This window comes from Jutongia huaianensis (assembly GCF_014384985.1).
GTDB classification, from domain to species: Bacteria; Bacillota; Clostridia; order Lachnospirales; family Lachnospiraceae; genus Jutongia; species Jutongia huaianensis.
This window is the reverse complement of the sequence record NZ_JACRSX010000005.1, coordinates 106720-122018: the sequence shown is the minus strand read 5'-3', so window position 1 is coordinate 122018 and position 15299 is coordinate 106720. Positions and strand designations below refer to the sequence as shown.

The window sequence follows — 15299 nt, the reverse complement described above, 5'->3', positions numbered from 1 at the left end:
AAAGTTGCCAGGCAAATTCTATTCGCTTTATTCGTATCGCAGTGCCTCGATGGGATCCAGCCGGGCCGCTTTGTTGGCCGGATAATATCCAAAGAATACCCCGACGACCATAGAGAACAGTACAGCAATCATAATTGCTGCCACCGGTGTCGTTGCGGAATATCCCAGTACCGATGCCGCCACAGATCCAAGGATCAGTCCCAGCGCGATTCCCAGGCAGCCACCCACCACACAAAGTACCATGGATTCTATGATAAACTGAAGACGGATCGATCCATTGGTCGCTCCCAGCGCCTTTCTTGTTCCAATCTCTCTTGTCCTTTCTGTAATGGAAACCAGCATAATATTCATAACGCCAATGCCGCCCACCAGAAGGGATATACCCGCGATCAGCGAAATCGCCAGTGACACGGTCCGGATCATTTCACTCATAGACTCCGTCATTGACTCCATTGTAGATGTGGCAATCTCATAATTGTCATTACTCATATAATAAGGTGTAAAAAACGTCTCGATCTGATCTGCGAAATCCGATACACTGGAAACAGAAGTGTCTGTCACAATGGTAAACTGCGTATAGCCATCATCGGAATGCATGATTTCCTTGGCGGTTGTCAGCGGAATATACGCATTTGTCGTAACATCCTCCGAACTGTCACTGACCGTTCCCTCGCTTTCATACTGATACACCCCTACAATATAGAAATCCTGATAATTCCCATCAATATTCAGACTGATCTTCTGCCATAATGCACTTTCATTGTCTCCATCAAACAGGGTTTCCACCATCTGATCCGATACCATAATGACATGCTTATTTCCCTCCAGATCAGCTTTTTTGATAGAACGCCCCGCCAGCAGGGTAACCTTGTCACTTCGAAAATAATCTTTATTTACGCCTGATACATTCAAACTGGCAGAATCACCGTCCTTTTCTACCGTAACAGATCCTGCCGATTCACTGATCGCCACCGCAGAAATCCGGTTTTGAAATGTTTTTTTCATTTTTTGCAGCATAGCATCCGTGATCCTGTCATCCTCCGTAATAGATGCATTCCGATTACCGGCTCCAAATCTCATTCCGTCGACACGAACCTCTTCTTCCTCACTTTTGGCGGATAGTCCTACCGTAATGTTATTGGCTCCCATCTCCTGAAAGCTGTCGGATATGGATGTGGTCAATGATTCACTCACCGTCATGATCGCAATGACAGAACCAATACCGATAATGATACCCAGCATCGTCAATAACGCTCGAAGCTTATTGGAAAACAGTGCTTTACATGCAATCTTGATATTTTCCCAAATCAGCATTTTCTGCCTCCTTTTTTATATTCTGCCATCCGAAATCCGGATAACCCGGTCCGTTTCCTCCGCCAGCTCCCCGGAATGTGTGATCAGTACGATCGTTTTTCCCTGCTCCTTGTGAAGCTCATGGAAAATATCCATAATCTTCCGGCTGGTCTCGGAATCAAGGGCACCTGTCGGCTCATCGGCCAGTATGATAGAAGGATCATTCGCCATGGCACGGGCAATGGCCGTTCTCTGTTTCTGGCCTCCGGATAATTCCTCCGGCTTATGAAACATCCTCTCTCCCATCCCCACCAATTCCAGAAGCTCCTTTGCCCTGGCACGGCGTTCTGTCTTTTTCACCTTGCCATACAACATCGGCAGCTCCACATTTTCCAGAGCGGTGGTCCGTGGAATCAGATTATATGTCTGAAACACAAAGCCGATCTCCTGATTTCGTATCATGGACAATTCTTTATCTCCTGTCTCTCCCACATTTCTTCCCCGGAGAAAATATTCTCCCTCGGTGGGGCGGTCCAGCGCACCAATGATATTCATCAGCGTGGATTTACCGGAACCGGATTCCCCCACGATGGATACAAATTCGCCCTGCTCCACCTGCAGGTCAATCCCATGAAGAATTTCCAGTTCATTCGGCTTTCCGATATAAAATCGTTTTACAATCCCATGCAAAGAGATTACAGCGGAATCCTTTTGTCGCTTTTTCATTTATTTTCCACCTCCCGGTCCGCCGAAGCCGCCTTTGCCGCCCATATTACCAGCGTCCGGCATACCACCTCCGTTCATGCCTCCCATCCCGCCAAGAGCATTGCTGTTTTTGTCTGAGGAGGAATCACTTCCGGAAGAAACCTTGTCAGTCGGAACCACAACCTCCAATCCCTCCTGCAGATCATCTCCGGAAATCTCCACATAATAATCAGTCTCCATTCCTTTGGTTACTGTGATCTGACTTGTCCGGGTCTGTCTGCTGCTTTTTCCACTGTCCTCTTTACTGTCACTGTCCTGTGGCTTCTGCCCCTTCTGATCATCCGCAGGATTTCCATTCATCTGTCCGGCGTCATCGCCCTGTCCGCCAGTGTCATTACTCTTTTGTCGGTCTGTATTATTTTCCGTTTTCTGATCACCGGTATTATCGTTATCTACCACTGTAATATAACAGCTGCCATCCTGTGCCTCGCTGACCGCATCATATGGTACAGCATATACATCATCTGCTTCCTCTTTAATAATGCTGCATTTAGCGGTCATACCCATTTTGAGACGGCTGTCTTTTGTTTTCAAACGAATGCGGACCTCATAACCATCACTGCTGCTGTTTCCTGTATTCCCGGCATTTCCGGTGGTTTCTGCTGAGGAACTGCTGCCGGTAGACGGCGCCACGAATGTTACAACACCCTCCAGTTCATCCTCATCTGTCGCCTCCGTCAGGATCACCACACGCTGTCCCTTTTTCACATCGCTGATATCGTATTCATCTACACTTGTAGTAATCGTATATCCACTGGTATCATCCAGCTCTGCAATGGTTCCACCGGTATACGTGTCTCCCACAGATACATTTAACGTTGTCACAACACCATCCATAGGAGCTGTCACTGTACATTTATCCAGTGACTCCTGCGCTTCCTCAACCTTTTTCTGTGCCTCTTTGACGCTCTTGGTCTGATTGCTTCTGGCATTGCTCACGGAACTCTTTGCCTGGGTCACAGAGGATTTATTTTGTCTTGCAGTATCTGTCTGATTGTCCTTTGCTGTCCCCAGCGCGGATTTTGCCTGCTCATATGCCTCCTGGGCTTTCGTCAGAGCCTCCTTTGCCGCCGTAAGTTCCTGACTGTTCTTCCCCTTTGCACCGGTTTGGAGCTTCTTTACTTTATTTTTGGCAGTCTGTAATGCTTTTGCAGCCGTTTCCTTTGCTTTTTGCGCTTTCTTCACATTTTTGGCAGCCTTCGTATTATTGTAGCTCTGGTCACTGAGCGCGGTGTCATACTGCTCCTGCGCAGATTCTATCTCCAACGCAGCAGAACTCTGTGCTTCCGATAAAGCATCCTGTGCTTCCTCCAGACTGCTCTCCAGACTATCCGAATCAAAAAGAGCTATCTTATCCCCCTTTTTCACTTTATCCCCTACTTTGACATAAATCTTTTTCACGGTCACATCATTCACCGAAGCCGATACCGTCTGTGTTTTCCGGCTCTCAATGGTTCCGGATGCACTAATGGAATCGGTGAGATCCATTTTGGCCAGGGTTGTTGTACTCTGTCCGGTCACTCCCTCCGAGGAGGCTTTTTTTGCCTGAAGAAAATGTCTTCCTGCCAGAATCCCTCCTGCCAGAACCAAAACAACACCTCCACAGACAATCACCTTAAACTTTTTCCCACGTTTCTTTTTCATATGACACCTTACCTTTCTAACAAATCAATCGAATAATATGTTCCAAATCATACCCAAATTTCTTGTTGAAAAAGTGTAGAAGCCGTGTTCAAATTGTGAAACGAAGTTTCAGTTGATAAAATACTCCAATACTAATATAATAAATTAGATAATAATCGGTTTATTCTTCAAGAAAGGATTGGTATATAAAATGAAAAAAATAGTTCTTACCGGCGGAGGTACAGCCGGCCATGTAACACCAAACATTGCCCTGATCCCGGAGCTTCAGAAGCAGGGCTACGAAGTCCACTACATCGGCTCCTACGAAGGCATTGAAAGCCGTCTGATCCCGGAGCTTGGTATTCCTTATTATGGTATCTCCAGCGGCAAGCTGCGCCGCTATATTGATCCGAAAAATTTAAGTGACCCATTCAAAGTCATTCGCGGCTACGGACAGGCACGAAAGCTGTTAAAGCTCCTCCGTCCGGATGTGGTATTTTCCAAGGGCGGCTTTGTTTCTGTTCCCGTGGTTGTTGCAGCCAAATCCCGTCATATCCCATGTGTGATCCACGAATCCGACATGACACCGGGACTTGCCAATAAAATCTGTATCCCTTGCGCAGACAGAGTCTGTACAAACTTTCCGGAGACCTTAAAGCATCTGCCGGAGCACAAAGGCGTTCTGACCGGCTCTCCGATCCGCCAGGAGCTTTTTCAGGGCAGCAAAGAAAAGGGACTTGCTTTCTGTGGTTTTACCGACGAGAAGCCTGTTATCCTGATCATCGGCGGCAGTCTTGGTGCCGTCCGGGTCAATGAGGCTGTTCGTGCGATCCTGCCACAGCTTCTGGAGCGTTTCCAGATCATCCATCTGTGCGGCAAAGGCAAGATGGATGATTCCCTCAAGGACACAAAGGGCTATGTACAATTTGAGTACATAAAGGAAGAATTACGAGATCTTATGGCTGCCGCAGATATTATGATCTCCCGCGCCGGAGCCAATGCCATCTGCGAGATCCTTGCCCTTCGTAAGCCAAACATCCTGATCCCGCTTTCCGCTCAGGCAAGCCGCGGCGATCAGATCCTGAATGCCGCCTCCTTCGAGAAACAGGGCTATAGCATCGTGATCCAGGAGGAGGAGCTGACCAACGAAAAGCTCCTGAATGCCGTAAATACCGCTTTTGAAGAAAAAGACCGCTTTATCAAGGCAATGCAGCGAAGCCAGCTCAACAATTCCATTGAAAAGATTGTGGAACTGATCAACGTCTCTGCAAAAAATAAAAAGAAATAATGATACAACGAACTCGAAAGATTGGAGGATTCCCATGAATATTCCAAATGATCCTATGATGTTAGTTAGTTATTTAAACACACAGCTCCGGGATTTTTATCCAAGTCTGGAAGAGCTGTGCAAATCACTGGATTTAGACCAGCAGCAGATCTGCGACAAATTAAAAACAGTGGATTACAGCTATGACGCTGCCACCAACCGCTTTATCTGACGTATCGATGATATCCGGAAAGTTCTCTTTTGTCTTTTCGGATACTCTGCCCGGCTTTAAACAATAAAACAGCAGCTTTGATACGAAATCACAAATTTGTGATATCCGTTCAAAACTGCTGTTTTCTGTTTATACTATCAGTTTAATTCAAAATATTGGGGCACTTATTCACTTGTGCCAATTCTGTAAATAACAAAATCATAAAGCCCTTATGAAGTAATGATACTTCCGTCTGCAATCCGCGAAACCCACATAGACATTCCCGGACCATGATTGCCGAAAGGACGTGTATGAAACCCAAAGCGCTCATAAAAGCTTTCTCTCTCATATGCCGCCATCAGGCTGACCATCACGGTCTCATCATCCATTACATCCCGCTTGATATACTCCAGAAGCCTGTCGATCAGAGCCGTACCAATATGCTCTCCCTGACACTCCGGCCGCACGATCACATCAGTAATAAAATAAGTATAGCCTCCATCACTGACGATCCTCGCCATTCCAACCGGCTTGCCGTCCTTCCGGGCGATGAGTTTATAGAAAGAATTGTTCAATGCTTTCTGAGCTCTCTTGTCTTTTACGGTGATCCAGTTTACAGAACGTCGCAGGTCATTATACTCCTCCACCGTAATCTCATCTGTATATGTAAGCATTTTGTCGTCCCTTTCTTGCTGCTATATTAATCGTTTCACCCCTCGATTACACCATGAATATTTTCTCTGATATTATCAACACGGAAGAAGGAAATATCCTCCTCCAGAGACTTGGACAGCTCCTGAAGCTGCCTTGCTGACTCTGCCAGAAGATTCATCGCTGCATTCATCTCCTCCATAGAAGCCGTTGTTTCCTCTGTGGATGCTGCATTCTGCTCCGAAATTGCAGAGAGGTTTGAGATTACATCTGCCACATTGGCACGGGCACTATTGCAGTGCTCTGTCTGCTGGCGGATCATACCTGCCGCCTGGGCAGCTCCACTGATACCATCACCAACCTCCGCAATCTGCTTTCTGGTTGCCTGCAGCTTCTCCTGTTGCTCGTTCATAATCTTCTGAACTTCTTCCATGACCTGTACGGAATTCTCAGAATCCTTCAAAAGCTCTCCAATAATATCGGCAATGCTTCCGGCAGACTCATTACTCTGCTCTGCAAGTTTCTGAATCTGACCCGCTACCACAGCAAAGCCACGTCCCTGCTCTCCGGCACGGGCTGCCTCAATGGAAGCATTTAAAGACAAAAGATTGGTCTCTTCTGCAATAGAAGTGATCAGATCAACAGCTGCCCGGATCTTTAATGCAGACTCATTCGTTGCGTTAACCTGACGGGAAATATGTCTAACAGCCTCCATACTCCTGTCATTGGATTCTGTAAGATCCCGGATAATATCGATTGAACGGTCACTGGAGCCTTTAATCTCCTGAGTTCCCTGATCCAGCTCTGCCACATTATCTGCAATATGTCCGATCAACTGACCCATTGTATCCACCTCATGGGATGCCCTCTCTATCTCATCTGCCTGAGATACGGCTCCCTGGGAAATCTCCTCAATCGCCTTACTGATATCATCTGCGGTGGAGCTGGTCTGCGTTGCCATATTGCTAAGATCCGTACCAGACTTCAACAGCTGCTCAGAAGAAGTGCGGATATGATTCACCACCTCAAGAAGCTGGTTCATAAGCACTGCCACACCCTTCGTCATATCTCCCAGCTCATCATTACGGCGCATGGCTTTCGACTCGACTGCTACTGTCAGATCACCGTTAGACAAACCGTGAACGGCTTTCTCCGCTGCCTGCAGTCCCACCTGGATGCCTTTGGTCAGAATGAAGATCACGATTATAGCGAGTACGATCATTACCAGCTCCACAATAACAATATGACTGGTACGCTCGCTGATCAATGTCTGTACTTCTGTCACAGGCTTGCCGGCAAATACCATGCCGATCACCTTATCTCCGGAATCCTTTAATGGCGCATAACAGGCATAATACTTCTCTCCGTCAATGGCAATATTATATTCCTCTACGGTCTTTCCATCCTGTGTCACAGCCTTTGTAACAGCTTCATCTGCCTTTGTCCCGGTAAGACGATTCCCTGACTGGTCCTTGAGTGTCGTTGCCATACGGGTGCCCCCATAAAATACCGTCACCTGCATGTCTGTTCCTTCCACAAAGGAATCCAGAAAATCTGTCTCATCCGTAACATTAAAGCTTCCCTTCATCAGCTTATCGCCACTAACAGAATATGTATCACTGTTGACCGCATTATACAACTGCTCCAGAGAATGTGTCTCTGTCTGCAGTGCATACATCATCTCCTGACGCATACCCTCTTTCATATTACGTGTAGCGGAAATCCCCACGATCACTGCCATCAGTATCATTGGAAGCAAAGCAACCAGCATGATTTTGATCCGCAGTCTGCTGCTGCCGTTTTTCTTCTCTTTCCTTCTCTTTCCAGCCATAATTACCCTCCTGATATTTCATAGAATTCGTTTGAAAATATAACAATATTATAAATCAGATAAATGTTTCTGTCCAATCTTTTTCCCTATTTTTTAGAATATCTCTTTTCTTTTTTTCATATATTGAAACATACGGGACAACAAATCACATATATGGAGGAATTCCCATGAAATTATCCTTAGAAACTATGATTACAAACCAGATAAAATGCCACGGCAGTATCCAGACCACTCTGGAAGATGATGTAAATGTGCCGGACACAAAGCCGGACATTGATTTTATCATAAAGCAGCATGGCTGCCTGGAGCTTACTGAGATCACCTGCGAACAAAATAAATGTATTGTACATGGACAGCTCCAATTCGAGCTGCTGTATGCCAGCAATGATGATATCCGCCCGATACATAACATGAAAGGACAGATTCCCTTTGAAGAAACGATAAATATGGATAGCTTATCCGACACAGATACCGTTTTTTGCAGCTATGATCTGGAGGACTGTCAGATTAAACTGATACACTCCCGCAAGATCAGTGTTCGTGCAATTGCCGGCTTCCACTGTCAGGCAGAGGACGAAACAAGTTATCCTGCGGGAGTCGATATTATCTCGGACGATGCCGCCCGGGCCGGAATGGACGCTCTTGTCCCGGAGGGACTTCATAAACGTTTCGACGATATCTCTTATACCCGGTCCACTCCCCGGCAGAAGGATGTTTTCCGCATCAAAGATGAGCTCACCCTTCCAAAGGGAAAACCGGATATTGACACGATCCTTTACTATGAAATGACCCCTGTAAATCTCCAGACACGTCTTCTGGAGGACAGCATCCGCATTACCGGAGACTTGCATGTGTTTGTGTTGTATATACCGGTGGATGAGGAGCGCCGGATGGAATATCTGGAAACGGAGACTTCCATTGATGGTATCGTACAATGCGACCAATGCAGCGAGCAGATGATTCCTGATATTATATTCCAGCCCGGATGCGGCTCTATGGAGGTCAAACCCGACGAAGACGGGGAACAACGTATTCTTGAGATCGAACTGCCGCTAAACATGACTATGAAATTTTACGAAGATGTTAAGCTTCCGATCCTCAAGGATGCCTATTCGACCGCCTGCGAATTGACACTATCCAAAAAACCGGTTACCTTTGAACAGCTCCTGCTTAAAACACAAAATGTTATCCGTGTTTCTGATCAGATCAAACCAGATGATAAACAGGAACGAATCCTTCAGATCTGCACCGCCTCCGGCCGGGTCCAGATTGATGAACAGGAAATCCGGGAAGACGGCATTGCTCTGGAAGGCATCGTTGCTCTGGATATCCTGTATATCACCGAAAATGACGATCAACCTCTGGGCAGCTTAAATGCTGTTATTCCATTCCAGCATTTTATGGAGATCAAGGGGATTTCCCCTGAGGATCACTATCTGCTCCAGACCGACATCAGCCAGATCAGTGTGATCATGCTGGATGCGGCGGAAATTGAAGCAAAGGTGGTTCTCAGTGTCAGTGCTATTGTATTCACCTCTGCCGGCTGTAACGTCATCACACAGATTGAAGAAGCTCCCCAGGATCTGGAACGTCTTCAGAAAATGCCCGGCATCGTAGGCTTTATCGTCAGTGATAACAGTAGTCTCTGGGATATCGCAAAAGAATACCAGACCTCTCCGGAAAGTATTATGGAGCTTAACGGACTCACCTCAGAGGAAGTTCATCCGGGAGATCGCCTGCTACTTGCAAAACAGGTGGATGGGCTGTAATTTCCGTATGATCGACCTCCCAAAAAAAATCCATATTTTGCCATGTTACTGCAATGAGTGAAATAAACACATTGTCTGATAAAACAATAAAGACATCGAATATAACTCTGTGTCTCTCCTAAAATTGTTTCCGGGAAACATAGTTCACATTCGATGTCTTTTATTTTTCAAAGCCTCCATCTGCCTTCCGGCCGATTTTCTTTATATTTTGTATTACTCGATCACCTTGATCCAGCCCTTAGGAGCTTCAATGCGTCCCATCTGGATACCTGTCAGAGTCTCATACAGCTTCTTGGTAATTGGTCCCATCTCCTCCATACCACTCGGGAAGCAGATTTCTTTACCATGATCATTGATCTTGCCAACCGGAGAGATAACTGCAGCTGTACCGCAAAGACCACACTCTGCAAAGTCTTTAACCTCATCGAGATATACTTCTCTCTCCTCAACCTCAAGACCAAGATACTCCTTGGCTACGATCAGCAGAGAACGACGTGTAATAGATGGAAGGATACTGTTCGACTTTGGTGTAACGACTTTATTATCCTTTGTAATAAACAGGATGTTTGCTCCACCTGTCTCCTCAATCTTTGTACGGGTCGCTGCATCCAGATATACGTTCTCAGCAAATCCCTGATTATGTGCATCTACAATCGCATGTAAGCTCATTGCATAGTTCAGACCAGCCTTAATGTGGCCTGTTCCATGAGGTGCTGCACGGTCAAAATCAGAAACACGGATTGTAATTGGCTTTGCGCCGCCCTTGAAATACGGTCCTACCGGTGTAGTAAATACACGGAACTGATACTCATCAGCCGGCTTTACACCGATAACTGCATTGGTTCCAAACATGTACGGACGTATGTAAAGAGTTGCACCGGAACCATAAGGCGGTACATAATCAATATTTGCCTTTACTGTCTGTACGACCGCATCTACAAAGCGATCCTGTGGAAAAGCCGGCATTTCCAATCTCTTTGCTGACTGTTCAAGACGCTCTGCATTTAAATCCGGGCGGAAGCACACCACATGACCGTCCTCTGTGGTATATGCCTTCAGACCCTCGAATACAGTCTGTGCATACTGAAGTACTCCGGCACACTCACTAATTGTAATCGTATCATCGCTGATCAATGCGCCATCGTCCCATGCACTATCTTTGAAATTGGACACATATCTTTTGTCCGTTTTTACATAACCAAATCCAAGGTTATGCCAATCGATATCTTTCTTTGCCATAACTATTCCTCCATTCTGTATACATTTCATGCATGTATACGATTGATTCATTGAATCCAATTTTAATACTTGATATGAAGAGTGTCAAGGGTATCTTTTCTGCTTTGGATGTATTTTGTCCGGGGCTTCACATCCCTGCGCCGTTATTCCTCCAGCATATCGATTCTCTTCTGATGACGCTCTGCATTTGAAAACTCTGTATTTAAAAACGTATCAACAATCATCAATGCCAGACCCGGCCCAACCACACGGGCCCCCAGGGCCAGCATATTTGCATCGTTATGTTCTCTGGTTGCCTTGGCACTAAATACATCATGACATAATGCCGCGCGGACACCCTTGATCTTATTGGCTGCAATAGAAATCCCGATGCCTGTCCCACAGATCAGAATGCCTTTTTCACATTCTCCGGAAACGACCGCCTGTGCTGCCTTTTTACCGAATACCGGATAATCACATGGACTTTCATCATAGCATCCGTAATCCTTATACTCGATCCCTTTCTCCTCCAGATATCCGATGATCTCCTGTTTTAATCCATATCCACCATGGTCACTTCCCAATGCAATCATTCTGCTTGTCCTCCTTCGTCTTTCTCATTTTTCATTAAAATCTGTATCACCTTACGGATCCGCCGGGCAATATCGTGATAACACATATCATACTGCTCCTCTTCCCCGCCATAAGGATCTGTAATATCCGTATCTTCTCCAACATATTCTCCCAAAGTATATACCTCACCGCCCTGATATTTTTCAAGATACGCAACCTTTTCACTGAAGGTCATAGTGAGTACCAGTGTATCCTCCCCAATATCAAACTGCTCTAACGGCACAGAATTTTCATGGGAACAAGGCCGCAGATCATGCTGACTTAAGGAAACATTTACCTTCGGGCTGATGGGTTCTGAAAAAAGAACCACCAGTCCTCTGGAACAACATGGCGGAAAGGATGGTACCCTCTCTCCGCGTTCTCTTGCCTGTTCTCTTTCCTTTTCTGTAAACTGCCGGTACATAGCTTCTGCCACGGGACTTAAATATGTGTTTGCCGTACAGACAAAAATAATCTTTGAATAATCCAATAATCAGTACCCCTCTCTATACATTGATCACATGATACGCAGCCGCCTTCAACATCCGATTCATAATTGCTTTTCCCAGCGTATCCTGTTCAAAGCTCTCTGCAAATATATATTCCGCACCAATATGGTCCATCTCTCTCAGTATATCATATAACCCGGCCGCAATCGACCCCTCCGTTCTGCGCGATCCCACGCTCCGTACATTGTCACACTGATATCTTGTTTCGGTCTCCTCTGTAGCAATTACCGCTACGGAATGTCCTTCCAGCATCTTCTCCCGGCAAAGGCGGTTGATCTCCCCGATCACCTTTTCGGTTTTACCCTCCACGATAGTCATCTGTCCCTTAGGCGCATAATGACGGTATTTCATTCCCGGTGCCTTTGCTACGATATTGGGATTGATGGTTCTGGAAAGAATCGCCGGATCCACCTGCACCTGTCCCAATACCTCCTCCAGCATCTCTTTTGTTATATATCCGGGACGCAGAATTGTCGGAACACCTGTACTCATATCCACAATCGTGGATTCCAGACCGATTCCAACTGCTCCTCCATCAATGATCATATCAATCCTACCGTCCAGATCCTCCTGCACATGCTCTGCCTTCGTGGGACTTGGTCTTCCCGATGTATTAGCACTTGGAGCCGCAATATAAACGCCGGACTCCCGGATCAGTGCCCTTGCAACAGGATGACTTGGCATTCGTACTGCCACCGTATCCAGCCCACCCGTTGTAGACCCCGGCACCTTCTCTTTCTTTGGAAAGATCATTGTCAGCGGTCCCGGCCAGAAATGCTGTGCCAGCTTCGCAGCCTCTTCCGGAACCGTCTGTGCAACCTCCTCCAACGATTCCATATCTGCAATATGCACGATCAGCGGATTGTCCGAAGGGCGTCCCTTGGCTTCATAAATCTTCGCAGAAGCCTCCGGTCGAAGTGCATCACCACCCAGACCATATACCGTCTCGGTAGGGAATGCCACCAGACCTCCGTTCTGCAAAATCCTGCAAGCCTCCTGCAGCTCTTCATCCTGAAAGCTCTCCGGGTTTATCGTTTGCATTATCGTTTTCATTTTAATTATGACCTCCGCTCACATACTGCAGCGTCCCAAGTGCAACTGTCCATGCCACCCGGCGCTGATATGCCTCCTGCGTCAACAGCTCTGCCTCCTGCGTATTTGATAAAAAACCACATTCCACAATCACCATCGGCGCCTGAGTATTTTTTAACATATAATAATCACTGTTTGCCTTTGCCACTCTGTTGTTTTCCGGATCCAGTCCGGATACCAGCTGCTCCTGCAGTATTTCTGCCAGAACCTTTCCCTTTTCGGAAGTTGTCTGGTAAAAAACCTGTGCTCCCTTAGAGCTCTCCGATGTAAAACTGTTCTGGTGAATACTGATCACAGCATCTGCTCCACTGTCGTTAATGATCCGACAGCGTGCATGCAGGTCTGCTATCTTTTTGTTGGTATCCCCGTCCTGATAAAGTCCCTGATCCGTCTCTCTCGTCATGATCACCTTGCAGTCATTTTGTTCCAGAATATCCTTCAACTTTAGGGAAATCGCCAGATTAACATCCTTTTCCGGCACATCATTTATTCCAATCTTGCCGGGATCATTCCCTCCATGTCCCGGATCGATTACAATTGTATAACGCTGCTCTTTGTCTGCCTGTTTCGACCATGTATAAACAGCATTTCCTGTCTCAAAGATCATGGCTGCAAATGCCAGTCCCAGGATCAAAAAGCTCATCACTCTGTTTATTTTGTTATTCATGCTTCTACGCTCCGGTATATCCTTTTGTTTCATATTATGAATATACCAAACCAGATAGAATAACTACATATATTTGATGATCATATCCCATACAGCTGAATCTTCAAGTCCCAGCTTCCAAAATGCATATCCGGCGGTCTGATGATCTGAAACCACCTTCATCTTCTCTTCCAGAGAAGTCTGATCCTCCAGCCACATTTTATAAACCACACCATCCTTGGTGTACTCTGCATAATTCATGCCACTTTCATCATTCCACTCAAACTTTGCTCCTGCATCGATCATAGATTCCTTCGCAAAGTGCATTCCATATGCCTCTGAGCTCAGCTTAACCTTTCCATCCTTTGTCGTTTCCTTCCAAAGACGGCTGTAAAATGGCAATGCTATGATCGTCTGCTCCGCCGGTACCTCCTTCAATGTATTCTCTGTAGAATCTGTCACATAATTCAGAGAAGACACCGGACCTGCCTTCTCAGAGCCTGCATAATACTCATCATATGCCATTGTGATCACATAATCCGCTACGGCAGCCTGTTCCTTACGATTATAATACATAGAATAGGAAGTCGGCGGATAATTATCAATTGATAAAACGACTCCGTTATTGCGGCACATAATGCCAAGCTCCCGGATAAACTGGATGAAATCATCCCCATTGGCCTTCCTGACGTGCTCAAAGTCGATATTGATGCCATCCAGACTGTACTTGATCGCTTCTGCGATCAGATTTTTTTCCAGCTTTTGTCTGGTCGTTGTCCGTTCCAGTACCTTGCCAATCTTGCTGTCATTGCTGAAATCATTGCATACCCCCCACACATCAACTCCGAGGCTGCGTGCCCTTGACACATATGCATCGCTGGCAAGAGAAGTAATCTCACCATGATTGCCGGAAACCGTAAACCATGTCGGTGCTACCACATTGACACCCTTCGTCGCATTGAGCAGGTTCAGCACCCCATCATTGGCTGCGCTTGTGGTCACCTGATGCCATACCAGATTAACCTTCCCATCCTTCAAAATATGAGTATACTGCTCCTCTTTAAAATCGGTCGTGTATTCCGACTGATAGATCTTTCCAAGATCTTTTCTGCGGACATATCCCACAACACCATCCACAGACATTACCTTATCAAAAGAAGATTCATTGCCATCGCCCGACTTCGTACTGTCTCCCTGCTCCAGCACACGTACCTGGTCATCCTCCTTCAGCTTCACTAATATATCACTTTTGATGCTTGCACGATAACGTATTCTGGCTTTCTTTTTTGCCTTGGCATAATCTGCCTTCTCATTATAACGATAAGTGATCACCACTCTGTCCGGTTTATCGTACTTCTTATAATCCAGTGCTGTACGCTCCTTTACATAATCCAGTGCCACATAAGCCGTGTCACCCTTTACCTTTACGATCGGGTAATCCATAGAAGCCTTGCTTTTATTGGTATAATAATCCTGACTGTCTGCCGCAGCGGATATCACTGCAGTAGAAGTAGTATATAACAGCTGGTTCTCCTTGGAATCCCAGTAAAAACGGGAATTCAGATAATCGTGAACCATCCCATAATCTACATAAATCTGCCCATTCTCATACAGAGCTTTTGTGTCATAAATCTGATCCTGCAGGATCACCTGCATCTCCCCTTCTGACACCTTAAAATATTCTGTCAGTGCCATCTCCCTGTTGCTCGGCATATACCTTTTCACCAGCAGAGCAATCCCTGCAATCACAATGGCAAGAACCAGAAGTGCAATAAAGGTCAGCGTCAATTTCTTTTGTTTATTCATGGCTCA

General features: G+C 46.1%; 14 protein-coding genes. 3 read left to right on the top strand and 11 right to left on the bottom strand.

Translation table 11 applies throughout. The features are described from left to right. Positions 1–27: 27 nt before the first annotated feature. Genes H8704_RS06120 through H8704_RS06110 form a run of 3 tightly spaced genes read right to left on the bottom strand, consistent with a single transcriptional unit; the run spans position 28 to position 3702 of the window. Positions 28–1314 (bottom strand): ABC transporter permease, encoded by a 1287-nt coding sequence (locus tag H8704_RS06120; RefSeq protein WP_249297697.1) that lies wholly within the window; start codon positions 1312–1314, stop codon positions 28–30. A gap of 15 nt (positions 1315–1329) precedes the next feature. Continuing rightward, the gene (locus H8704_RS06115; RefSeq protein WP_249297696.1) at positions 1330–2019 is read right to left on the bottom strand and encodes an ABC transporter ATP-binding protein; all 690 of its coding nucleotides are present in this window, start codon (positions 2017–2019) and stop codon (positions 1330–1332) included. Further along, positions 2020–3702, bottom strand: a complete 1683-nt coding sequence (locus H8704_RS06110; protein ID WP_249297695.1) for an HlyD family secretion protein — start codon at positions 3700–3702, stop codon at positions 2020–2022. A 190-nt stretch (positions 3703–3892) separates the two neighbouring features. On the opposite strand from H8704_RS06110, the gene H8704_RS06105 reads away from it, so the two are divergent. Continuing rightward, positions 3893–4969 carry an undecaprenyldiphospho-muramoylpentapeptide beta-N-acetylglucosaminyltransferase gene (locus H8704_RS06105; RefSeq protein WP_022464148.1) on the top strand — a complete coding sequence of 359 codons (1077 nt, stop codon included), beginning with the start codon at positions 3893–3895 and terminating at the stop codon, positions 4967–4969. A gap of 34 nt (positions 4970–5003) precedes the next feature. Next, on the top strand, positions 5004–5180 hold the full coding sequence (locus H8704_RS06100; protein ID WP_118676887.1) for a DUF4250 domain-containing protein: 177 nt from the start codon (positions 5004–5006) through the stop codon (positions 5178–5180). Between the two features lie 209 nt (positions 5181–5389). Here the strand turns inward: H8704_RS06100 and H8704_RS06095 are convergent, their stop codons facing one another. Together H8704_RS06095 and H8704_RS06090 are read right to left on the bottom strand one after the other, a co-directional pair. Then, positions 5390–5833 carry a GNAT family N-acetyltransferase gene (locus H8704_RS06095; protein WP_249297694.1) on the bottom strand — a complete coding sequence of 148 codons (444 nt, stop codon included), beginning with the start codon at positions 5831–5833 and terminating at the stop codon, positions 5390–5392. 35 nt (positions 5834–5868) lie between these two features. Next, complete coding sequence (locus H8704_RS06090; RefSeq protein WP_249297693.1) at positions 5869–7641, bottom strand: methyl-accepting chemotaxis protein; 1773 nt, start codon at positions 7639–7641, stop codon at positions 5869–5871. A 167-nt stretch (positions 7642–7808) separates the two neighbouring features. Between H8704_RS06090 and H8704_RS06085 the strand changes: the two genes are divergently transcribed. After that, positions 7809–9410 carry a DUF3794 and LysM peptidoglycan-binding domain-containing protein gene (locus tag H8704_RS06085; protein ID WP_182458247.1) on the top strand — a complete coding sequence of 534 codons (1602 nt, stop codon included), beginning with the start codon at positions 7809–7811 and terminating at the stop codon, positions 9408–9410. A gap of 213 nt (positions 9411–9623) precedes the next feature. Here H8704_RS06085 and H8704_RS06080 read toward each other — a convergent pair whose 3' ends face one another. From H8704_RS06080 to H8704_RS06055, 6 genes are all read right to left on the bottom strand, one after another. Further along, positions 9624–10649 carry a branched-chain amino acid aminotransferase gene (locus H8704_RS06080; RefSeq protein ID WP_249297692.1) on the bottom strand — a complete coding sequence of 342 codons (1026 nt, stop codon included), beginning with the start codon at positions 10647–10649 and terminating at the stop codon, positions 9624–9626. A gap of 143 nt (positions 10650–10792) precedes the next feature. After that, positions 10793–11221, bottom strand: a complete 429-nt coding sequence (rpiB, locus tag H8704_RS06075; RefSeq protein WP_249297691.1) for a ribose 5-phosphate isomerase B — start codon at positions 11219–11221, stop codon at positions 10793–10795. Beyond that, a complete protein-coding gene (locus tag H8704_RS06070) occupies positions 11218–11730 on the bottom strand; it encodes an arsenate reductase/protein-tyrosine-phosphatase family protein (protein WP_249297690.1) in 513 nt (170 codons plus the stop codon). Before H8704_RS06070 ends, rpiB begins: the two co-directional genes overlap by 4 nt. A 16-nt stretch (positions 11731–11746) precedes the next feature. After that, a complete protein-coding gene (locus tag H8704_RS06065; protein ID WP_022464140.1) occupies positions 11747–12802 on the bottom strand; it encodes an L-threonylcarbamoyladenylate synthase in 1056 nt (351 codons plus the stop codon). A 1-nt stretch (position 12803) separates the two neighbouring features. Next, positions 12804–13508, bottom strand: a complete 705-nt coding sequence (locus H8704_RS06060; RefSeq protein WP_118676879.1) for an N-acetylmuramoyl-L-alanine amidase — start codon at positions 13506–13508, stop codon at positions 12804–12806. Positions 13509–13571: 63 nt separating this feature from the next. Further along, positions 13572–15293, bottom strand: a complete 1722-nt coding sequence (locus tag H8704_RS06055; RefSeq protein WP_249297689.1) for a glycosyl hydrolase family 18 protein — start codon at positions 15291–15293, stop codon at positions 13572–13574. Positions 15294–15299 lie beyond the last annotated feature (6 nt).

Bases quoted from the DNA above. Each gene is read 5' to 3' on its own strand.
- H8704_RS06120 (WP_249297697.1), bottom strand. From the start codon at position 1,314: ATGCTGATTTGGGAAAATATCAAGATTGCATGTAAAGCACTGTTTTCC.
- H8704_RS06115 (WP_249297696.1), bottom strand. From the start codon at position 2,019: ATGAAAAAGCGACAAAAGGATTCCGCTGTAATCTCTTTGCATGGGATT.
- H8704_RS06110 (WP_249297695.1), bottom strand. From the start codon at position 3,702: ATGAAAAAGAAACGTGGGAAAAAGTTTAAGGTGATTGTCTGTGGAGGT.
- H8704_RS06105 (WP_022464148.1), top strand. From the start codon at position 3,893: ATGAAAAAAATAGTTCTTACCGGCGGAGGTACAGCCGGCCATGTAACA.
- H8704_RS06100 (WP_118676887.1), top strand. From the start codon at position 5,004: ATGAATATTCCAAATGATCCTATGATGTTAGTTAGTTATTTAAACACA.
- H8704_RS06095 (WP_249297694.1), bottom strand. From the start codon at position 5,833: ATGCTTACATATACAGATGAGATTACGGTGGAGGAGTATAATGACCTG.
- H8704_RS06090 (WP_249297693.1), bottom strand. From the start codon at position 7,641: ATGGCTGGAAAGAGAAGGAAAGAGAAGAAAAACGGCAGCAGCAGACTG.
- H8704_RS06085 (WP_182458247.1), top strand. From the start codon at position 7,809: ATGAAATTATCCTTAGAAACTATGATTACAAACCAGATAAAATGCCAC.
- H8704_RS06080 (WP_249297692.1), bottom strand. From the start codon at position 10,649: ATGGCAAAGAAAGATATCGATTGGCATAACCTTGGATTTGGTTATGTA.
- rpiB (WP_249297691.1), bottom strand. From the start codon at position 11,221: ATGATTGCATTGGGAAGTGACCATGGTGGATATGGATTAAAACAGGAG.
- H8704_RS06065 (WP_022464140.1), bottom strand. From the start codon at position 12,802: ATGAAAACGATAATGCAAACGATAAACCCGGAGAGCTTTCAGGATGAA.
- H8704_RS06060 (WP_118676879.1), bottom strand. From the start codon at position 13,508: ATGAATAACAAAATAAACAGAGTGATGAGCTTTTTGATCCTGGGACTG.
- H8704_RS06055 (WP_249297689.1), bottom strand. From the start codon at position 15,293: ATGAATAAACAAAAGAAATTGACGCTGACCTTTATTGCACTTCTGGTT.